Origin of the sequence: Bradyrhizobium neotropicale, assembly GCF_001641695.1 — a bacterium.
In the GTDB taxonomy this organism is placed as follows: Bacteria; Pseudomonadota; Alphaproteobacteria; order Rhizobiales; family Xanthobacteraceae; genus Bradyrhizobium; species Bradyrhizobium neotropicale.
The window spans coordinates 1-20690 of the sequence record NZ_LSEF01000073.1 but is presented as its reverse complement, the minus strand read 5'-3'; the positions used below and the strand labels follow the sequence as shown (position 1 = coordinate 20690).

The 20690-nt window shown below is 63.8% G+C and carries 20 protein-coding genes; 11 read left to right on the top strand and 9 right to left on the bottom strand.

What is annotated here, in order from left to right; translation table 11 throughout:
- Window positions 1-54: 54 nt before the first annotated feature.
- A complete protein-coding gene (locus AXW67_RS24170; protein ID WP_063679874.1) occupies window positions 55-1218 on the bottom strand; it encodes a TAXI family TRAP transporter solute-binding subunit in 1164 nt (387 codons plus the stop codon).
- A gap of 331 nt (window positions 1219-1549) precedes the next feature.
- Window positions 1550-1825: an acyl-CoA carboxylase biotin carboxyl carrier protein subunit gene (locus AXW67_RS24165; protein WP_283806467.1), complete on the bottom strand. Its 276-nt coding sequence runs from the start codon at window positions 1823-1825 to the stop codon at window positions 1550-1552.
- A gap of 44 nt (window positions 1826-1869) precedes the next feature.
- On the opposite strand from AXW67_RS24165, the gene AXW67_RS24160 reads away from it, so the two are divergent.
- The 3 genes from AXW67_RS24160 to AXW67_RS24150 all read left to right on the top strand — a co-directional run bounded on the left by AXW67_RS24160 (window position 1870) and on the right by AXW67_RS24150 (window position 5013).
- Window positions 1870-2844: an IclR family transcriptional regulator gene (locus AXW67_RS24160; protein WP_063679873.1), complete on the top strand. Its 975-nt coding sequence runs from the start codon at window positions 1870-1872 to the stop codon at window positions 2842-2844.
- Window positions 2774-4333 carry an acyl-CoA carboxylase subunit beta gene (locus AXW67_RS24155; RefSeq protein WP_063679872.1) on the top strand — a complete coding sequence of 520 codons (1560 nt, stop codon included), beginning with the start codon at window positions 2774-2776 and terminating at the stop codon, window positions 4331-4333. Before AXW67_RS24160 ends, AXW67_RS24155 begins: the two co-directional genes overlap by 71 nt.
- 371 nt (window positions 4334-4704) lie before the next feature.
- Window positions 4705-5013, top strand: a complete 309-nt coding sequence (locus AXW67_RS24150; protein WP_082908026.1) for a response regulator — start codon at window positions 4705-4707, stop codon at window positions 5011-5013.
- Window positions 5014-5090: 77 nt separating this feature from the next.
- Here AXW67_RS24150 and AXW67_RS24145 read toward each other — a convergent pair whose 3' ends face one another.
- From AXW67_RS24145 to AXW67_RS24135, 3 genes are all read right to left on the bottom strand, one after another.
- Complete coding sequence (locus AXW67_RS24145) at window positions 5091-5630, bottom strand: response regulator (protein ID WP_082908025.1); 540 nt, start codon at window positions 5628-5630, stop codon at window positions 5091-5093.
- A 208-nt stretch (window positions 5631-5838) separates the two neighbouring features.
- Window positions 5839-6003 carry a hypothetical protein gene (locus tag AXW67_RS24140; protein ID WP_245283889.1) on the bottom strand — a complete coding sequence of 55 codons (165 nt, stop codon included), beginning with the start codon at window positions 6001-6003 and terminating at the stop codon, window positions 5839-5841.
- Window positions 6004-6607: 604 nt separating this feature from the next.
- On the bottom strand, window positions 6608-6883 hold the full coding sequence (locus AXW67_RS24135; protein ID WP_063679871.1) for a DUF3303 domain-containing protein: 276 nt from the start codon (window positions 6881-6883) through the stop codon (window positions 6608-6610).
- A gap of 496 nt (window positions 6884-7379) precedes the next feature.
- Here AXW67_RS24135 and AXW67_RS24130 point away from each other — a divergent pair, with 496 nt between their 5' ends.
- Complete coding sequence (locus tag AXW67_RS24130) at window positions 7380-7856, top strand: hypothetical protein (RefSeq protein ID WP_063679870.1); 477 nt, start codon at window positions 7380-7382, stop codon at window positions 7854-7856.
- A gap of 478 nt (window positions 7857-8334) precedes the next feature.
- Window positions 8335-8880 carry a hypothetical protein gene (locus AXW67_RS40810; RefSeq protein WP_082908024.1) on the top strand — a complete coding sequence of 182 codons (546 nt, stop codon included), beginning with the start codon at window positions 8335-8337 and terminating at the stop codon, window positions 8878-8880.
- 328 nt (window positions 8881-9208) lie between these two features.
- On the opposite strand, the gene AXW67_RS24125 is transcribed toward AXW67_RS40810, so the two are convergent.
- Complete coding sequence (locus AXW67_RS24125; protein ID WP_063679869.1) at window positions 9209-10384, bottom strand: patatin-like phospholipase family protein; 1176 nt, start codon at window positions 10382-10384, stop codon at window positions 9209-9211.
- Between the two features lie 286 nt (window positions 10385-10670).
- Here AXW67_RS24125 and AXW67_RS24120 point away from each other — a divergent pair, with 286 nt between their 5' ends.
- The 3 genes from AXW67_RS24120 to AXW67_RS24110 all read left to right on the top strand — a co-directional run bounded on the left by AXW67_RS24120 (window position 10671) and on the right by AXW67_RS24110 (window position 14010).
- Window positions 10671-11453, top strand: coding sequence for an acetoacetate decarboxylase (locus tag AXW67_RS24120; RefSeq protein WP_027551563.1), 783 nt, complete (start codon window positions 10671-10673; stop codon window positions 11451-11453).
- 114 nt (window positions 11454-11567) lie between these two features.
- A complete protein-coding gene (locus AXW67_RS24115; protein ID WP_063679930.1) occupies window positions 11568-12584 on the top strand; it encodes a transporter in 1017 nt (338 codons plus the stop codon).
- 85 nt (window positions 12585-12669) lie between these two features.
- On the top strand, window positions 12670-14010 hold the full coding sequence (locus AXW67_RS24110; protein WP_245315698.1) for a carbohydrate porin: 1341 nt from the start codon (window positions 12670-12672) through the stop codon (window positions 14008-14010).
- A gap of 29 nt (window positions 14011-14039) precedes the next feature.
- Here the strand turns inward: AXW67_RS24110 and AXW67_RS24105 are convergent, their stop codons facing one another.
- The 3 genes from AXW67_RS24105 to AXW67_RS24095 form a co-directional block, all read right to left on the bottom strand.
- Complete coding sequence (locus tag AXW67_RS24105; RefSeq protein ID WP_027551560.1) at window positions 14040-15335, bottom strand: MFS transporter; 1296 nt, start codon at window positions 15333-15335, stop codon at window positions 14040-14042.
- Window positions 15336-15450: 115 nt separating this feature from the next.
- On the bottom strand, window positions 15451-16647 hold the full coding sequence (locus tag AXW67_RS24100; RefSeq protein ID WP_063679867.1) for an acetyl-CoA C-acyltransferase: 1197 nt from the start codon (window positions 16645-16647) through the stop codon (window positions 15451-15453).
- 278 nt (window positions 16648-16925) lie between these two features.
- Window positions 16926-17696, bottom strand: coding sequence for an enoyl-CoA hydratase (locus AXW67_RS24095; RefSeq protein WP_063679866.1), 771 nt, complete (start codon window positions 17694-17696; stop codon window positions 16926-16928).
- Window positions 17697-17846: 150 nt separating this feature from the next.
- Between AXW67_RS24095 and AXW67_RS24090 the strand changes: the two genes are divergently transcribed.
- The 3 genes from AXW67_RS24090 to AXW67_RS24080 all read left to right on the top strand — a co-directional run bounded on the left by AXW67_RS24090 (window position 17847) and on the right by AXW67_RS24080 (window position 20601).
- Complete coding sequence (locus AXW67_RS24090) at window positions 17847-18386, top strand: PaaI family thioesterase (RefSeq protein ID WP_063679865.1); 540 nt, start codon at window positions 17847-17849, stop codon at window positions 18384-18386.
- 57 nt (window positions 18387-18443) lie between these two features.
- The gene (locus AXW67_RS24085; RefSeq protein WP_063679864.1) at window positions 18444-19073 is read left to right on the top strand and encodes a TetR/AcrR family transcriptional regulator; all 630 of its coding nucleotides are present in this window, start codon (window positions 18444-18446) and stop codon (window positions 19071-19073) included.
- Window positions 19074-19272: 199 nt separating this feature from the next.
- On the top strand, window positions 19273-20601 hold the full coding sequence (locus tag AXW67_RS24080) for an IS1182-like element ISBne1 family transposase (RefSeq protein ID WP_076611901.1): 1329 nt from the start codon (window positions 19273-19275) through the stop codon (window positions 20599-20601).
- Window positions 20602-20690 lie beyond the last annotated feature (89 nt).

The following is a 20690-nucleotide window of genomic DNA, read 5'->3' as shown; positions in this document are numbered from 1 at the left end:
GGAAAAGTGTGGAGCGGTTTTCCGAGAAGATCATGCGCAAACAAAAAGTGACGATCAGTCGAACCCGTTCGGCATGTCGGCCTTGGCGAGCGCGGCCGCGCGCAGCTTCATCCAGCCGTCGAGGAACGCCTTGTCGTCCGATGGCGGATTGGATTTGCCGTAGTCGGCCCAGGCGGACGCGAGCACCTCCTGGCGCTTGAAGAGCTTGTTGTTGTGGGCCTCCTGCGCGTCGGTCCATTGCCCCGCCTCCTTCAGCGCTTTCACCGCGCCGGGATGTACTGGCACCACCCAGTTCTTGGTCTGCCGTTCTGCGGCGAGCCCGCCGGCGCCGGGTGCGGAGTCCTTGTAGGCGTCGTAGTTCGCGATCATCGCCTTGGTCATCGCATAGACCTGGTCGGCTGGTTGCGCGGCGTAGGCGACGAAGATCGGGTAGGGGTAGTTGCCGAGCTCGATCGGCTTGTCCGGCGAGATGCCGGCGCCGCAGGTCGCGAGCTGCGGGAAGAAGAACGAGCCGACCTTCTGCATCCGCGCCCAGCCTTCCTTGTCCTTGGCAGGCAGCGACGGCCAGATCAGGCCGCGCGGCGAGGTCTCCGCTTCCTTGGCGGGGCCGGTGATGGTGGTGCCGAAGGCGGCATCGGTGTCGTTGTTGATCAGTCCCTTCCACATCGCGCCATAGCTTGCGAACTCGACGACCTTGACGTCGTCCTTCGTCAGACCGGCGAAGGCGAGCACGGCGAGCGAGTTCTGGTTCAGCGCCGGCGAGCCGACCACGAAGCCGACCCGCTTGCCTTTGAGGTCCCTGAGCTCCTTCACGCCTGAGTCCGCCGCGACGCCGAGCGAGCCGCAATTGCAGTCGACGGTCGAGAGCAGGATCTGGAGCGGCTGCGGGCCCCATTCCTTGCTACCGAACTCGAACACGCCTTCCTGCGCAAAGTAGGTGCCCGATCCCATCGCCGCGGAAGCCGCGCGCTTGGCGCGCAGCGGCGCGAGGCGCGCGACGTCATTGCCGGCCGGCAGCACGCGCACGTCGGTGCCGTATTTGTCCTTCATCATCTTGCCGACGCCGACCGCGATGTTGAAGCCCGCGGTTCCCGTGTCATAGGCGGTGAAGGTCAGGGTCGGCGGCAGCTTGGTGTCTTCGGCGAAGACATAGCGTGTAGACGCAAAAGAAAAGCCCGCAACCAAGGCAGGCGCGAGCATGAGCAGCCCACGAAACATGTTTCCCTCCAATTGTCTCCGCTTGCCGCGAAGACTTTCTTGCTTGGATCGGATCATGTCATCGGCAATCGGCGATGGCAACGCCGTACCGCGCAGCGAAGAGTCGGGCAGACAGATTGTCGCGGACGACGAGCAGGTCAATCGCATCCGGCGTCTTGTCGATTGCAAAGTGCGCGCCCATGGTTCGAGACGCGCCGCGAGCGGCGCTCCTCACCATGAGGTCTACGAATTTGCCGCGAAAATAGGCCGCATCCTGAGGAGCCCGCCAAAAGCGGGCGTCTCGAAGGATGGGCCACAAAGAGATTGCTCACCCACGCGCTTGATGCGCGCTTCAGCTCGCGACGATCGCGATGGCCTGACCTTCGGCGACGACGTCGTCGAGTTTCACGAGAAGCGAATTGATCGTGCCGGTCGCGGGCGAGGACACGGGGATCTCCATCTTCATGGCTTCGACGATTGCAACGTCATCGCCATCTGCGACGCTTCCGCCAACCTCCACGGGAATCGCGCACACGCGTCCCGCGACCTCCGTGACAATTCGAATATCTGGCATGCCAATCGCCTTTTTGTTGTCGTCGCAAAATGCCTGAGGTAGCGTGTCCTTCAAGCGGAATTTAATTCCGCACAGCGGAACACAGCTTGGTAGGGAACATGGGACGACGTTCGGAGCGCTTGAGTAGGCAAGGAATGCTCGCCGGCGATGCCGGTGAAGGTGATGTCATCCAGGTGGTATCGCGCGCGTTTGACGTGCTGCGATGCTTCGAGGGCCACGAGGCCCGGCTCGGCAATCTCGAGATTTCCAATCGCTGCGGCCTGCCGCGCTCGACGGTATCGCGGCTCACGCACACGCTGACTCGCATGGGTCAGCTCGTCTATCTGCCGCGTGACCAGAAATATCGGATCGGGCCGAGCGCGGTGGCGATGAGCGCTTCGATGATGAAGGGCGCGCAGCTCCGCAGCATGATCCGGCAGCGCCTCCAGGAGGTCGCCGATCAACTGCCGGGCACGGTCGGCTTCGTCGTGCCGGACCGCTTCCATCTCGTCTATGTGCAATTCGCGCGCTCGGCGGCCGCACTCGGCCTGCATGAGGGCACCGGCAGCCGCATCTCGATGGCCTCGACCGCCGCGGGCGCGGCCTACACGGCGGCGCTGGCACCAGAGGTCGGCGATGCCTTGCTTGCGGAAATGGAACGCGAAGCCCCCGAGGCCGCGAAGACGCTGAAGCCTCGCATCGAGGCCAACCGCCAGTTCCTGCGCGAGCATGGCTATGTGGTGGCCTGCGGATTGTGGAGCCCGCACATCAACGGGCTCGCGGTGCCGATCTGGTCGCCGCAATATCAGACCTTCGTGGTCATCACGATCGGCCTCTTGTCTTCGATGTATGACGAGCAGCGGCTGCATGCGGAAGTCGCGCCGCTGATGGTCGAGCTCGGCCGGTCGCTGGGCAGTCTGGTCGAAGGCGCGGAAGCCGACGTGTTCAACAATCGTCTCGCGCGCAAGTCGATCGCGATGGCGGTGCAAAACAATAACAAGCCGATCACGCCGGGGGGATTGAATGAACTGGAAGCCGGAACTCGACGAGCTCGCCCGGCGCGAAGCCTTCGCGCGGGAGATGGGAGGCGTTGACAAGGTCAAGCGACAGCATGACCAGGGCCGGCTGACTGTTCGGGAGCGCATCGACAAGCTGATCGACAGAGGCAGCTTTCACGAAATCGGTGCCGTCTCCGGCATCGGCGAGTACGATCCGAAGGGCGAAGTGAAGCACGTCACGCCGGCCAACTGCGTGTTCGGCCGCGCGCGTATGGAGGGGCGCACCGTGGTCGTCGTCGGCGACGATTTTACCGTGCGCGGCGGCTCGGCCGATGCGTCGATCTCGGCCAAGCCGCTGATGGCTGAGGAGATGGCGCACGATTTTCGCCTCCCCATCATCCGCATCATCGAAGGCTCGGGCGGCGGCGGCTCGGTCAAGACGATCGAGACCAAGGGCGCCGCAAATCTGCCGGGCGGCATCGGCGGCACGCGCTGGTATCGCTTCACGACCGAAAACCTGTCCCGCGTGCCCGTGGTCGCGCTGGGCCTCGGCTCGGTCGCGGGCCTTGGCGCGGCGCGTCTTGCCGCCAGCCACTATTCGATCATGACGAAGTCCTCTGCGATGTTCGTCGCCGGACCGCCGGTTGTGAAGGCGCTGGGACAGGACCTCTCGAAGGGGGATCTCGGCGGCGCCGACATCCAGACCCGCGCCGGCGCGATTGATCATGCCGTCGAGACCGAGGAGGAGGCGTTTGCCTGCGCGCGCCGCTTCCTGTCCTATCTGCCGTCGTCGGTCTACGAGCTGCCGCCGACATTGCCCTGCACCGACGATCCCGACCGCGGCGAAGAATCGCTGATGAACGCGGTGCCGCGCAACCGCAAGCAAGTCTACAAGATGCGCCCCATCATCGAGTCCGTCGTCGACAAGGGCTCGTTCTTCGAGGTCGCCAGGAATTTCGGCAGGCCGATCATCGCCGGGCTCGCGCGGCTCGAGGGCAGGGCGGTGCTACTGCTCGCCAGCGACAGCTTTCACTATGGCGGCTCATGGACGGCGGATGCGTGCCAGAAGGTGGTGCGCTGGGTCGATTTCGCCGAGACCTTCCATCTGCCGATCGTCTATCTCATGGACTGCCCCGGCTTCATGATCGGCCTGGATGCCGAGAAGGCGGCCACCATCCGCCATGGCGTCCGCGCCATGGCCGCGGTCAACCAGACCACGGTGCCCTGGTGCACGGTGATCCTGCGCAACGCCTTCGGCGTCGCCGGCGTGGTGCATCAGCCGGCGGACCGCTTCTCGATCCGCTACGCCTGGCCCTCGGCCTATTGGGGATCGCTGCCGCTCGAAGGCGGCATCGAGGCTGCCTACCGCGCCGACATCGACGCGGCAGAGGACAGGGCGGCCAAGCTGAAGGAAATCGAGGAGCGCCTCAACAAGCTGCGCTCGCCGTTCCGCTCGGCCGAAAAATTCTGGGTCGAGGAGATCATCGACCCCCGCAAGACACGATCGCTCTTGTGCGAGTTCGCGCGGCTGGCGGAGCCGCTGCGAACGCCGGGACCGCCGGGGAATATGACGATCCGGCCGTAGCTGCGCAGCGATAGGCTGCGGTGCGAGGAACCATTTCCGGCGCTCCGCATTCAACGCGCATGAGGAACCTGTACTTCGGCATCGGCGCTCTCGCCGGCGCGCTGGTTCTCCTCACGATTTGGCTGGGCCAGCACGAACGGGAGGCGTCAATCGATCGCCTCCAGCAATGGGTGATTCCGCGCTCTCCTCAGCGCTAGCCAGGGAGTCGTGGCTTTCCCGACGAGTCCATCCGGTGATCGGCAGGACGGAAGCGCGGTGCCAAATCTTGATGGCTCCGCGGAACAAAGGCGTTCCGCCCACTTTTCTACATTTCGTGTGAGAGAGCGGCGGCGAAGGCAGCCTAACCGCCCAAAGGGAGGCAGGAGCGAGCAATGAGCAAGGCATCCGTCATCCTTGTCGAGGACGAGGCGCTCATTCGATTGTTGCTCATCGACATGATTGAAGAGCTCGGGCATCGCGTCATTGCGGTCGCAGGAGATGTCAGCGATGGCCGCGCGCTCGCCCAGGAAGAGGAGTATGATCTCGCGATCCTCGACATCAATCTGCACGGGTTCGACGTGCAGCCGGTCGCGGAGGCTGTCGTGGCACGTGGTCTTCCCTTGCTTTTCGTCACGGGCTACGGCCCTGCCGGGGTTCCCGCAACGCTTCGCGAACGCCCGGTGCTACGAAGCCATGTCTGACAAGAGAGCTGGGATCAGCGATCAATGTTGTTCTGTCTCAACCATAGTGCTCGGGAGATGATGCGGCAGATCCCGCGTCAGTCCGACGAAGCCAGATGAAGGAGTTGAGACAGCGCAGCAACAAGCTGCGCTGGTGCAAACGGCTTCGTCAGCAGAATGCTGTTCGGGACGCCTTCGTGTGCCCACTCGTCGGCCGCTGCGCCCGTCATATAGACGATCGGGAATGAAGGATCGATTTGCCTGACCAGGCGCGCAATGTCCCAGCCCCTCATCTGTCCTCCGAGGACAACATCGGTCACGAGCGCGGAATACACGACCACCCCGCTGTCGATCATCGTCACCGCTTCGTGGCCGGAAGCGACAGCCGTCAAGTCGAAGCCGCCTTCCTTGAGGGCGTCATGAACAATGTCTTGTAGCAACTCTTCGTCCTCGACCACGAGAACGACAGGAAGATTGTGCACCTTCCCCCTCCGCAGAATTCGCGCCAGCGGCGGCACAATGCGTGTGAGACAGAAAAGTTCATGGTTCGATGAAGTTACGTTGTGCGGTTGCTCGCGCGATGCCGCTGCTTCCGACAGAGCGACGTAAAGCCACGATCGTCCGGCAGGGCGAGCCATCGGTCCTCAAGTTCAAGGTCTCAAGGATCTTTCGAATGTGTTCTCCCGCTTGCGGCGCCCGAAGCCGGCAAAGCGTTGTGCGCCTGAACGTTCGAAACCCCATCCTCTATCTCGGTCGAAAAATCGAAAAACGTTGCCACGGTCGAGAGCTGCTTGGCCAAAGGCTGGGCGGGTTATCGTTGCGTCGGAGTACGAAGGCCGGATCCGACTAGCGCCACTCGTTCTCGGGCAGAGTCCCGGGCGGCGGTTGGAGCTGTTCCAGTCCGTCCTCGATCACTTGCAGGTCCTCGCGCACGATGTCGAGAGCCATGCGCGGATCGATGCTGGATGTGGACTGCAGGTTTCCAAGCAACTGGCGCCGAAGGTCTTGCATGTCTTCCAGTGCTCGCCGGTTCCTCAAACGTACATATGCAGAAACGATCGATTCAATGCTTGACGGCAATGGTCGCTCCTAAAATATGATTAATTCTTGAAATGAGCCCCACGGTAGTTCATCTGAGCTAGCAATCAAAATGAACTCGCTAGCGGTTTTCGGCAGTAGCCAGCGCGCTGGTTCGGGCAGCCGGATGCACGTCTGATCGACAGCTCCAGCCATTTGAAAATGCTTCTCAACCGAAGAGAGCGGCGGCCAAGCCGCCAGTATCACAAGGGCGCTTTGCAGATTTGTGACAGAGGGCAGGGCCGCCTCGATCGGAAGGATTGCCCTTAACCATTCGAGCAGAAACCATCTGAAGGCGTATCTGTTATCGCTGATAGCGCATTCGGAGTGTTTTACGCATGCATCGCCTCTATCTTGCCGTCGTCTTCCTCGCTGTCACCGGGATCGTGTTCGGATCACTGGTTGCACTCGAGAGAATGATTAGCGGGTGATGTCGACGGGCTCGCCAGCCTGCGGAGGCAGATCGAAGCTGAGCTTCGAGGCGAAGCTCAGCAGGCCTGCCATTGCCGCCGATCCCGGCGGCAATGACGTGAGAAGATCAACGCTTGGGTAGCGAGGCCATCACTTCGCCGGCGTCTCCATCCTCGAGGCAGGGCGTGACGGTCAACGGGAGCAGGTCAGACCATTGTGCGAGCCAGCGATACATGGCTTTCGGATCGCTCGATTCCGAGATCGCAAATCCCTGTCCGTTCATGCCGTGCCAGCGACCCAGCATCTTGACGCCTTCGGGTGGTGTGCCGCCGGTTTCGAGAAAGCGGGCGACGGCTGCATTGAAGGTGCCTTGAGGTACGCTCCATGTGGTTATGAATTTCATGCGATTCTCCCATAATCTGGAATTATTGGATGAACGCTGCGGCTGCGCCGCTTGCGCACGATAGTGCCTGCGTATCGAATGACAACCGCGAATAAGAGGTGCGCTCGTTTGATTCATCGTGCCGCTCGCAAGCGGTCGCGATCATCAAGCTCTCGCGCAAAAGCGGGCGTTCGACCGGACCCGCATGGCTTGGAAGTGCCAGCGTCGAAAATGCCTTACTGAGAACGAGCGTCAGCTTTGATCACATCGCGCTTCGGCGGCAGGGCGCCCGAGGGCCGTCTCGGTGGCGCCGGCTGACAACTTCGTCCGATCGAACCCTGAACCTTTTCTCCATCGTTTAGACTCATAGTTGCGTCCCAGCCATGCCGAGTACCGATTAGTTTCAGCCGCTAGCTGGGCGCTGAGCGCTCCTTGTCGTGCCGCAGCGCAAAAGCTGGGGCATGAGGTAGCCCGCTGTGCATCCCACGATTGATCTCACAAAGCGCAGGAGGAACCTATGCGGAAGTCTCTCGCCTTTTTTCTTTCTGGCATGGCAGTCGTCGTTGCGGCGTCAACCGCCGTAGCCGGTGAGCAGGTGCTCGAGTTCAAGCTCGTCACCAGGCCGATCGATGTCAAGGTAATGGAGGCGGCGAATATCGAGGGACAGACGGTCGTGTCCGGCAAATTTTTCGGCGTTGCTGTCTTCAAGGACGGCCGTATCGGGGTGAAAGAGTTCGTCAATACCTCGGACCTGCTCAAAGGTTCGGGTCCGTTCTTCGGCTATAGCACCTATACGTTCGAGGACGGTTCGATAACCGCGCGTTACACCGGCTCGGCGAAAGACGGCAAGTCAAAGGGCGAATACACGATCCTTTCCGGCACGGGTGTCTATGCGAACGCTACGGGCACGGGAACGATCGAAAGTGCGCCGAACCCGTTCAAGGGCGTCAATCTCCTGAATATAAAGCTGGTCGTCAAAACGCCCGGCACTTAGCGGCGTAACGCCAGAAAGACCGTGCACGTCGCAGCGTGAGCGTTGGTCCGGCGGGTGACACGTTGCGGCGCCGGGCCAGCTCGACATGAGCGGCTGGAGCGCGGGTCGGATCATGGCTGCCGACCGGTTGACTGAATGGCGTCAGAGGTTGACCTCGGGTCAAGATGCGACCTGGCGGGAGGGCAGCTATTGGCGGCGCAAAGCGGACATCCAGCGGGACCCGTTCTGTCATCGCGGCGCGGGTTGCGCGTTGTGTCTCACTCGATCACCTCGTCAGCGCGGGCGAGTTGTGCGCCGCCCGAGGCGAGCGTTCGTGCTATTGCGGGTTAATCATTTCGGTCGCAACGTTCAGCTTATGATAACCGAACAACACGACACGCAGATGCAGCCATTTTCGGCCGTGCTTTAGGCCCATTTCAGCCAAACTGCTATCGGTTTCTCTGGCCCCGGGGCAGGAGCTTCAATTCGGAGTCCTGCAATGTTCAAGCAAGTTCTTTCGGCGTGTCTGTTCTTTACCGTTAGCTCTATCGCTTCCGAGGCACGGCCCTACCGCATTCCGCAAGCACGCGAATGCAATGTGACCATGCCCTGCGACTTCTCGTACTCGCAAACACGCCGCGAACGGGTGTCGAGATACTCACTACAAGCGTACCGTTCGCAGCAATTGACAGTGACCGACGCGGGCAACGCCGCCACGGTGGTGAATGTCTCTGGCAGTCGTGTCGTCGGCGGCCGGCCGTCCGGATGCCCTTCATCCTTCTGCGGCTGCGGCGCGGCTATCCGTGTGTTTGGTCATATCGTGCCGGAATTGAATCTCGCGTCCAACTGGCTGCGTTTTCCCCGGACGTCGCCCGCACCGGGAATGGTTGCCGCCCGACGCGGCCACGTCTTCGTCCTGGAGCAGCACCTCGGAGGCGACATGTGGATGGCGTATGACGCCAACTCAGGCGGACACGCAACGCGAATGCACGCGCGTTCATTGCGGGGCTATACGGTCGTCAACCCGCGCGGCTCGGTGAGCTGAGGAAAACAGCCGGCGTCAATGTCGAGGTGTGCGCCACTCCGCAAAGCGCCGGCTGACGGGCAGGGCATGGGGGCGTCTTGCGGAGTTCGCAATGATAACGTGATGCCGGTGTTTTGCCCGACGTGTCAATTGATTTTGCGGGTGCGCGAGGCGACCGCCGCCCGCCACCGGCTACTTTGCATGGGGTTGTTTTCGAGATTTTTGTTGGCGGCTGTTGACCGGTAGCACTCGCCCGCACTCCGTCGTCATGCCTGGGCTTGTCCCGGGCATCCACGTTCTTCAGCATGTGTGGCGTCACGTGGATGGCCGGGTCAAGTGGTGAGGCGGCCTACGCGCTCTCCGTCTCGCGGTGCACGTCGTGCACGACGAGGCCCATGCCTTCCTCGGGCATCTTGATCCAATCGCGGCGCTTCAGGGTGCGCTTGGTGTCCTCGTAGCCGCTGGACCAGTGCTCGCGCATCGAGGTGCCCGAGAACTCGTGGTCCTTGGCGTCGCCCTCATAGGCCTTCTGCTGGTAGATCAGATGCAGGATCGCGATCTCCGGCATGTTGCGCAGGCTCGTCTTGAGCTTGCGGTCGTCCTCGGACAACTGCTCGTCCGGGATATTCGACAGCGCCTTGTAGAGCAGGACCTTGAGGTTATGTGTTCGGCGATAGACGTCGGTGTTGTGGCGCGTTCGCGAGGAATACATGATGTCCTTGTGGCGGGCCATCACGTCCTGGATCGAGCGCGGCAGCACGCCCCGCGCGCTGAACAGGTCGACCTGGAACACCAGCGAGTTGAGCGCGTCCTCCTGGTCGAGCAGGTGCTGCAGGGGCGTGTTGGAGACGATGCCGCCGTCCCAGAAGTGATCGGTGCCGATCCGCACCATCGGCAGCGCCGGCGGCAGCGCGCCGGAGGCCATGACGTGCTCCGGCTCGATCTCGTCATGGGCATTGTCGAAATAGATGAAGTTGCCGGACAGCACGTTCACCGCGCCGACCGCGAAGCGGACCTTCTTCTCGTTGATGAGGTCGAAGTCGACGAGCTCGCGCAGGCTGTCGCGCAAGGGCTTGGTGTCGTAATAGCTGGTCGCGGTTCTGGCGCCGACCGGGCTGAACCAGGGATTGACCTGATGCGGGGTGAAGAAGCCCGGCTGGCCCATGGCCGACGTCATCCAGGCGCTGTAGAAGTTGCGCCACTGGCGGAAGACGTCGCCGTCGGGCGTGTAGTGCCAGATCTTGCGGTTGGTGATGCGCTCCCAGAAGATGCGGAGCGCATCAAGCCGCTTCTCCGGCCTATTGCCGGCGATGATGGCGGAGTTGATCGCGCCGATCGAGACGCCGCAGACCCAGTCCGGCTCGATGCCAGCCTCGTGCAGCGCCTGATAGACGCCGGCCTGGTAGGCGCCAAGCGCGCCGCCGCCCTGCAGCACCAGCGCGACGCGGTCGCAGCGCTCGGGCCGCCAGCCCCGCGAGGGAGGCTGATGTGTCTGATATGTCGGTTGCGACGTCCTGGCGTCCATGGCCGATTGCCTCCTGCCAGGCATGATCCGGAAAAGTGCGCAGCGGTTTTCCGACGAGAACATGCCTCTACAACAAGCCGAAACGATTGCGCCCGGCGGTGACGGCCTGATGACAATTGTGGCGCCGATGCATCGTGGGCATGCAGGTCAGCGCCGCTGGCATGACGGCTAGGTCACGCGCCTGACGGAAATCCATCACATCGCAGTCAATGACGAGGGCTAGCAATTTGCGCTAAGCTCGTCGCCGCCGGACGAACATCACACCAGCATCACACAGGAGACTGCGATGCGCAGGGAAGACGTTCTGAGACTCCCGTCCATGCCGGCTGCCGGACCGAGCTATCCGGCTGGTCCCTATCGCTTCATCAATCGCGAATTCCTCGTCATCACCTACGAGACCGACCCGGATCTGATCCGCGCCGGCCTGCCTGAGCCGCTGGAGCCGATCGACCAGCCGATCGTGCATTACGAATGGATCAGGATGCCGGACTCGTCCGGCTTCGGCAGCTACACCGAATCCGGTCTCGTGATCCCTGCGCGCCTCAACGGCGAGGAGGTCAACTTCGTCTCGCAGATGTATCTGGACGACGATCCGCCGATCGCGGCGGGCCGCGAGATCTGGGGCTTTCCCAAGAAGTACGCCCATCCAAAACTCGAGATCGTCAAGGACACGCTGACGGGCACGCTCGAATATGCCGGCCAGCTCGTTGCGATGGGCACGATGGGCTACAAGCATGAGAGCATGGCCGGCAACGGCGAACTCACACGCGCCACGCTGTCGAAGACGCAAGTCAATCTGAAGATGATTCCCGGCGTCGATGGCCGCCTCGAGGTCTGCCAGCTCGTCGCGATCAACCTCACGGACATCGTGCCGAAGGGGTCGTGGATGGGGCCCGGCCGCCTGCATCTGGTGCCGCACGTCAACGCGCCGGTTGCCGATTTTCCGGTCCGCCGCGTCGTCGGCGCGCATCACTACATCGCCGACCTGACGCTGCCGTTTGGCCGCGTCGTGCACGACTACGTCAAGGAAGCCGAGGCCGCGGCTGCGACGGGGCTGGCCGCGGAATAGGGCAGACCACCATCATCAAGCTGTAACAGAAGCGTAATTCAGTACCCGCGAGAAGTCCGGAGGAGGCGGCCAACTGCCCCCCCGGATATGGGCTGCATCGACGTGGGGGTGAGTATGGCTGAGCCGGCAAAGCTTGTCAGCGCGATGTCTGACGCCGAGCCTGCCATTCCCGGTCTGGTGTGGGCGTTTCGGCTGCACAGCGACGGCAGCGCCGAGGCGTTGCCGATCGACCAGCCGATCGAGCTCAGCCATGACGGCAGGCTCTGGCTCCATTTCAACCTGACCGACGCGCGCGTGCGGCCGTGGATCGCGGCCTCACAGCTGCCGCCGCTCGCGCGCGAGCTGCTGCTCTCCAACGACACGTTCCAGCAGCTCCACGTCATCGACCGCTGTGTCTACGGCGTGTTCTCCGACCTCGTGCGCGACATCGAAGCCGCGACGGAGGAGACCGCATTCCTGCGCTTTGCCATGACCGAGCGGCTTCTGGTCAGCGGCCGCCATCAGGCGCTGTGCTCGGCCGATGCGACGCGCCGCGTGCTCGAGGGCGGCTATCGCGTCGAGAACGTCGCCCATCTCCTCGAGAAGATCGTCGACGAGGTCGCCGACACGCTGGACCGGATGGCCGACAAGCTCGGGCAGGAGATCGACGGCATCGAGGAGCGGATCCTGGCCGACGACGCCAAGCCCGAGATGCGCCGCAACCTCGGCCGGCTGCGCCGCACCTGCGTCAGGCTACATCGCCAGCTCACGGGATTGCGTGTGCTGTTTCACCGCCTCGACCAGAAGAACACCGATCACCTGACGCCGAGCCTGCGGATTCAGGCCGGCAAGCTCGCGCAGAGGCTCGATGGCCTCGATCACGACATCGTCGAGCTGCGCGAGCGCAGCCGCCTGCTCGAGGAGGAGCTTCGCTTCAAGAACGAGGAAGAGAGCAACCGCCACCTCCACACGCTCTCCATCGTGACGACACTGCTGCTGCCGCCGACCTTGATCACCGGAATCTTCGGCATGAACACCAAGGGCCTGCCGCTCACCGATGTCGACGAGGGGTTTCTCTGGGCCGCGGCGCTGATGGTCGGCTCGATCGGTGCGGCCTATCTGTTCATGCGGCGCACGGGCATTTTCAAATAGCGCACGCGAACCGGTACCGGCCGTGAGTGGGACTGCCCATAGAACTCGGTCGCGGAGCGCGGTCGCAATGGCGGTGGCGAGCACGATGGCGAGCACGAGCGCATTCGCCGGCGCCAAGGACGAAAGCGCGGCCGAGTGGCTGTCCCCAAAATGGTTCAACGAATGGCATGACGGGCTCGCCAACAAGGGCCTGAATTTCGGCGCGACCTTCATCGCCGACAATATCGGCAATGTGTCGGGCGGGGTCGGGCGCGGTGCGATCCATTTCGGCCGCCTCGATATCTCCGTCGACGCCGATCTCGACAAGCTTGTCGGCTGGACCGGTGGCCGCTTCTACGCCAACGCCTTCGAGATCTACGGGCGCGGGCTGACGCGCAACTACATCTTCAACCTCGCCACCATCAGCGAGATCGAGGCGCTGCCCGACCAGCGTCTCTACAATGCCTATTTCGAGCAGAGCTTCTTCAATGGGGCGCTGAATATCAGGGCTGGCCAGCAGGCGGCGGATGTCGAGTTCTTCGACAGCGAGACCGACGACCTCTTCATCAACGGCACGTTCGGCTGGCCTGCCATCAAGGCCTCCAACCTTCCGGCCGGCGGCCCGGCGCCGCCGATCGCGGTGCCCGGCATTCGCGTCAAGGCCGCGGTCTCGGACAAGATCACCCTCTTTGGCGCGGTGTTCAATGGCGACCCCTCGGGGCCAGGCGGGGGCGATCCGCAGATGCGCGACCATCACGGCCTCGCGTTTCGCGTCAATGATCCGCCCTGGGTCATCGGGCAGGTTCACTTCGACTACGATCTCGACATTGGCGGCCGTTCGCTCGCCGGCAACTTCACACCCGGCGCCTGGAAGCACTATGGCGACTTCAACAGCCAGCGCTTCACGGCGGAGGGCCTGTCGATTGCCGATCCCGACGGCACCGGCATTCCAGCCAAGCTTCGCGGCAACTACGGAATCTACGCGGTCATCGAGCAGGTGCTGTATCGGCCGCCGGGGACGACCGACAACACCACGTCCGCATCGATCCCGGGCGTCACCGCCTTCGGCCGCATTGCCTACAGCCCAGCGGACCGCAACCTGATCGACCTTTATCTCGACGGCGGCATCGGCTTCGTCGGCTTCACGCCCGGCCGTGCGCTCGATCGTTTCGGCGTGGCGATGGCCTACATGCGGATCTCGAACACCGCCCGCAACCTCGACCTCGATACTCGGTTCTACACCGGTACCCAGAATCCGATACGAAGCAACGAGACCCTGATCGAGATGATCTACGAAGCGCACATCAAGCCGGGCTGGCTGATCGCGCCTTACTTCCAGTACGTGTTCAGGCCCTCCGGCGGCATCCCGAATCCGAACGATCCGACCGGCATCTCGCGGATCGGCGACGCCGCGGTGTTCGGCGTGACCACCACGATCAGGTATTAGGCCGGCGCGCGCCGGCCTGATACGCGCCCTCAGGCCATCGCGGGCTTCGGCTTCGGGCTCGGTTGGTGCGAGAGCGCCAGCACGATCAGCGATGCGAACACGCAGAGTGCGCCGGCGACGAAGAAGGCGGGCAGATAGCTCGCCAGCAGTGTCCTCGACAGGCCCGCTCCGAACGCGGCCGTGCCGGCGCCGAGCTGGTGGCCGGCAAAGATCCAGCCGAACACCAGGTTGGCGCGCTCAGGGCCAAACTTCTGCGCGGTGAGCCGCACCGTCGGCGGCACCGTCGCAATCCAGTCGAGCCCGTAGAACATCGCAAACAGCGACAGTCCGTAGAACGAGAAATCGCTGAACGGCAGGAAGATCAGCGAGAGCCCGCGCAGGCCGTAGTACCAGAACAGGAGCCAGCGATTGTCGTAGCGGTCCGACAGCCAGCCCGACATGATGGTGCCGAAGAAATCGAAGATGCCCATGGCCGCGAGCAGGCTCGCCGCCTGCACCTGCGGGATACCGAAATCGAGGCACATCGGGATCAGGTGCACCTGGACGAGGCCGTTGGTGGAGGCGCCGCAGACGAAGAAGGTCGCAAACAGGATCCAGAACGCGCTCGACTTCGAGGCGTCGCGGAGCGTGCCGAGCGCAACGCCTGTGATCGAGCCGTGGTTGACGGGCGGTGCGGGCAGGGGCTCGGTGCCTTCATCGCCGAATGGACGCAGGCCGAGGTCGCTCGGCCGGTCGCGCATCGCGAGCGCGACGGCCAGCGCCGAGACGCCGAGCATGATGCAGACGAAGCCGAGCGCTAGGCGCCAGCCGAAGCGGTCTGTGAGGCTCGCGAGCAGCGGCAGGAACACGAGCTGACCGGTAGCGACGCTTGCTGTCATGATGCCCACGACGAGACCGCGACGTGCCGCGAACCAGCGCGTGGCGATGGTCGCGCCCAGCACCAGCGCGGTCATGCCGGTGCCGATCCCGATCACGACGCCCCACAGCAGCACGAGCTGCCAGACCTCGGTCATGCCGAGCGAAGCCACCAGCGCGGAGACGACGATGAGCTGCGCGGCAAGCGTGACGTTGCGCAGACCGTAGCGGTTGAGGAGCGCCGCGGCGAATGGCGCCATCAGCCCGAACAGGATGAAGCGGATCGACAGCGCCGATGAGATCTGCGCGGTGCTCCAGCCGAACTCCTTCTGGAGCGGCACGATGAACACGCCGGGCGCGCCGACGGTGCCGGCGCTGATCAGCGCGGCGAGGAAGGTCACGCCGACCATCACCCAGCCGTAGTGGATATTGCGGCGGCCGAGTGCTGCCGCGAGCCAGTTCGAAATCATTGCCCCTCAATCTTGGTTGGCGGGCATAGCGAGACCCGCGTCATCGTTGCAGACTGGCACAGGACTCAAAAGTCTAAAATGCCAGACTTCCCTCGTTTTCGGACGTTTCGTCCGGTCAGCGCGCGATCCGTTCCACGGCGATCGCTGTTGCCTCGCCGCCGCCGATGCAGAGTGCCGCGACGCCGCGCTTGAGGTTCTGTGCCTCCAGCGCATGCAGCAGCGTCACGACCAGCCGCGCGCCGGTCGCGCCGATGGGATGGCCAAGCGCGCAGGCGCCCCCATTGATGTTCAGCTTGTCGCGGGGAATGCCGAGGTCACGTTGTGCCGCCATCGCCACCACGGCGAAGGCTTCGTTGATCTCGAACAGGTCGACGTCGCCGGCGTTCCAGCCGATCTTGTCGAGCAGCTTACGGATTGCCGGGATCGGTGCCGTGGTGAACCATTGCGGCTCCTGGCTGTGGGTGGCGTGGCCCTTGATCTCGGCCAGCGCCGGAAGGCCGGCCCGATCGGCGATCGAGCGCTTCGTCAGCACGAGCGCGGCAGCGCCGTCGGCATTGGCGGAGGAGGCCGCCGGCGTGATGGTGCCGTTGGCGCGGAACGCCGGCTTCAGCCCCGGGATTTTTGCCGGATCAACCTTCAGCGGATGTTCGTCATTGGCGATGATGCGCGGGCCGGCCTTCTCGGTGAGCGTGATCGGCGCGATCTCGGCCTTGAAGGCGCCGCCCTCGACTGCCTTGCGCGCGCGGCTCAGCGTCTCCATCGCATAGGCGTCCTGGTCCTTGCGGGTGAACTGGTAGGCTTCGGCCGTCGCCTCGCCGAAATCGCCCATGGAGCGGCCGGTCTCGTAGGCGTCCTCGAGCCCGTCCATCATCATGTGGTCGATGATGCGGTCGTGGCCGGCGCGATAGCCGCCGCGCGCCTTCGCGAGCAGATAGGGCGCATTGCTCATGCTCTCCATGCCGCCGGAGACGACGATGTCGGCCGAGCCGGCGCGGATGATGTCATGAGCCAGCATGGTCGCCTTCATGCCGGAGCCGCAGACCTTGTTGACGGTGGTCGCGCCGGTGGCGTCGGGGAGGCCAGCAGCGCGCGCCGCCTGGCGCGCCGGCGCCTGACCCTGGCCGGCCGGCAGCACGCAACCCATGAAGACCTCGTCGACCTTCTCGGGTGCAAGCTTGGCGCGCTCCAGCGCCGCGCCGATCACGTGCGACCCAAGCTTGTGCGCGGCCAGCGGCGACAGCTCGCCCATGAAACGGCCGAGCGGGGTGCGGGCGGCGGAGAGGATGACGACGGGATCGGCGGCTTCGGCCATGACGGGCTCCCTGAGATGACGAGTCATTAGGATTATGATCATCATATGATGCGACGCGGGAAATGCAACCTCGGCTCGGATGAGAATTTGTCGTGGATCGGATGAGCTTTGCTCGTTCGATCGGAGGAGCTTCTGACACGCAGCCGTTGGCCCATACGCCTCTGTCATCGTCCGCGAAGGCGGGCGATCCAGTATTCCAGAGGCAGTACACGGATACGGAGAAGCCGCGGCGTACTGGATGCCCCGCCTTCGCGGGGCATGACATCGTCTTTGGAGGCTTACCGCTTCCGATTCGCAAACGCCTGCATCAGCCGCGTCGGCTCGTCGGTCAGGAACGACTCGCCGAACACCTTGACGCTGAGGTTCACAGACTCCGTCAGCGGCAGTTCTTCCCACTGCCGCAGCAACGCCTTCTGCGACCGCAGCGCTTCAGGGCCGCATTCGAGCAGGCTCTTGATTGTGTGCTCGACCGCGGCATCGAGTTCGCCCGGCGCGGCGACCTTGTCCACCAGTCCCCAGGCGAGCGCCGTCGGCGCGTCGATGTTTTCGGCCGTCATCACCAGCCAGCGCGCGCGGGCCCAGCCGATCAGGCGCGGCAAAAGCGCGGCATGGATCACCGAGGGAATGCCGACGCGGACCTCCGGCATGCCGAAATGCGCATCATGCGCGGCGATCCGGAAATCGCAGGCGGCGGCGACTTCAAGTCCGCCGCCGAGGCACCAGCCCGGCATGCGCGCGATCACGGGGGCCGGGAAGGCGCGCACGGCTTCGCAGAGATCGCGCAGGCGGCTGATGAAGGCTTCGGCCGATGTCTGGTCGAGCTTCGCCATCTCCTTGATGTCGGCGCCGCCGATCATGCTTTTTTCGCTCTGGCCGCGCAGCACGACCACGCGAATGCTGCGATCGGCCGCCAACTGCTGCAGGCCTTCGCGGACCGCATCGGTCACCGGCGAGCCTAGGATGTTGAGCGAGCCGGCGTTGCAGATCGCAACATGAACGACGCCGCGCGCATCGCGCGTCACGCCGCAGTGATGATTGAGCATTTCCATGGCGGGATCTCTAAGTTTCGTGGACGTGCGCGGGGGGCACCGGTCGGGATCACTTCCGGGCCGAAACGCTCTGCTTGTCAAGCGGCGAGGAGAGGTTGCCAGCGCGAAGTCCGTGACATAGTATGACATACATAATATAAAGAGGCCGCCATGACCGACATCGATCAGCCCGACCTGTTTTCGCCCGCGCGCCGGCGCGAGCGCGTGGTGGACTGGCAGGTGCCGGCACCGGTTGCGAAGGCGGCCATGGGCTTCTCCGGCATGGACGCCATGCTCGGCATTCGCGACGGCCGCCTACCGCCGCCACCCTTCGCCAAGCTGATCGGCTTCACCATGGCCGTGGTCGAGCCGGGGCGGATCGTGATGGAACTGGAGCCGCGCGAGGACCTCGAGAATACCATTGGCCTCCTGCACGGCGCGACAGCGGCGGCGCTGCTCGACACCGCCATGGGGTGTGCGATCTCGACCCGGCTGGGGGCCGGGCAGGGGTCCGTCACGCTCGATCTGAAGCTGACCTTCCTGCGGCCGCTGTCGGTACGCTCGGGGCTGGTTTCGGCCGAAGGCAAGGTGATCAAGCTGGGACGCCGGACCAGCTACACCGAGGGCTTCGTCCGTGACGGAAAAGGGGCCCTAGCGGTGCATGCAACTGCAACCTTTTCCATGATCGGCAACGACTTAACTGCGAATTAATGCGCACTCGGCCATTCCCGTGCTATTAAATGACTTCCGACATCCAATGAGATCCGCATGCGCTACTCCAGGGAACACAAGCAGGAAACCCACGACCGCATCGTGAAGAAGGCCTCCGTGCGGCTGCGCGAAAAGGGCGCTCACGGCATCGGCGTCGCCGACCTCATGAAGGAGGCCGGCCTGACCCATGGCGGCTTCTATGCCCACTTCGATTCCCGCGAGGCGCTGGTGATGGAGGCCTTTGCCTATGCCATGGATCGCTCGATGGAGCACTGGCGCAAGATCACCGACGAGGCCGCTCCCGAAAAGCGGCTGGCACTGATCGCGGACGCCTATCTCTCGGTGCTCCATCGCGACAATCCCGGTCACGGCTGCTCGATCCCCTCGCTTGGCGCCGAGATCGCCCGCGAGAGCCCGAAGACCCGCAAGGCTTTTGCCGGCAAGCTGGACGAGATGATCGAGATGATGACCGATTTCATCCCCAACATGCCGCGCAAGGCGGCACGCAAGCAGGCGATCGCGACGCTCGCGACCATGGCTGGCACCATGCTGCTGGCGCGCATTGCCGGTTCCAGCGAGCTGTCGGACGAGGTGCTGAAGGCGGGCAAGGACGGCGCCCTCGACGGCGCGCGCCGCGGGCCGGCGAAGCCCGCCGCCGCGAGGAAGCCGCGCGAGAAGCAGAATTAGGCGGGATGCCGTAGGGTGGGTTAGCCCCGCGGCTGCGCGAAGCGCAGTCCGCTCGGCGTAACCCACCCCTTCTCTCGACGCGTGGAGAGCAAAGAGGTGGGTTACGCTACGCTAACCCACCCTACGAGACTGTGAATCTTTTTGTACCGGGCGTTGGGCGGATGTGATTCTCTGAGCAGGTTGATTGCTGGAGGCAGTGATGTCTGACGACGGACTTTTTGGCGAATTGCCGGAACAGTCGGGGCCACGAACCGAGGAGGTGCCGCGGGGTGGACCTCGGCTGCGCGAGCCTGTTCGCAATCAGATCGAGTTGCGAGCGGTCGATATTGATAGCCTGATCGGGCAGGATCATCCGGCACGGGTGATCTGGGCTTATGTTGAGGGGCTGGACCTGAGCGAGCTGGAGGATCGGGTCAAGGCGAGGGAAAACACGCCCGGCCATCCAGCACCGTCGCCGCGGCTGTTGCTGGCGCTTTGGCTTTACGCCACGAGCGATGGCGTTGGCAGCGCGCGTGCCTTGGACCGACTCTGCGATAGTCACGACGTCTATCGCTGGCTCTGCGGCGGCGTGTCTTTGAACCATCATACGCTGTCGGACTTCCGGGTCGGCTGTGCCGACTTGCTCGACCGTTTGCTGGTCGAACATCTGATGGCCCTGAATGAGGCAGGGCTGGTCGATCTGGAGAAGCTGACTCAGGACGGGGTGCGGATACGGGCGAGTGCGGGAACTGGCTCCTTCCGGCGGGAGGCGACGCTGGATCGGCAGATGGCACAGGCGAAGGCCGTAGTGGAAGAGCTCAGGCGCGAGGTTGATGCGGATCCGGAAGCCAGCAATCGGCGCATCCGGGCTGCCAGGGAGCGTGCGGCGCGGGAACGCAGCGAGCGGGTGCAAGCGGCCCAAGCCGCGCTGGCTGAGATCAGGCGCAAGCGAAAGCAGCTCGACGACAAGGGCGGCAACGGCAAAAAGCCGAAGGAATCACGTGCCTCCACCACTGATCCGCAAGCACGGGTGATGAAGATGGCGGATGCCGGCTTCCGCCCGGCCTACAATGTGCAGGTCGCCAGTGCAGCCGGCGAACTGCTCGTGGTCGCGATCGATGTCGACAACAGCGGCTCAGATCGTGGCTTGATGCGGCCGATGCTGGAGCGAACGCGCGCTCGGCTGAAGCGCTTGCCAGGCCGCTACCTCGCCGATGGCGGGTTCTGCAGTGGCGAGGACATCGAATGGGCGCATGGCGAAGGTGTTGAGATTTACTGTCCTCCCCCCAAATCCAGGAGCGGTGTCGATCCCTTTTTACCCCGGAGCAGCGACGGTCCTGGGGTAGCGGCTTGGCGTGCTCGCATGGCCAGCGAAGCCGGCAAGGCACAGTACCAAGCCCGCACGATCTGCGAATGCATCCATGCCCGATGGCGGAACTGGGACCTCAGGCAATTGACCGTGCGCGGCATCGAGAAGATTCGTGCCGTCGTGCTCTGGTACGCCCTCACCAACAACATCCTGCAAGGACACCGTCTCGCAAAAGCATAGACCGCAGAAGCGGACCCGGCGGCCTGACGCCGCCGGCTTCTTGCCATCAGGGAGCCCTACCGCTCCTTGATGGCAAATGCCGAAACAAA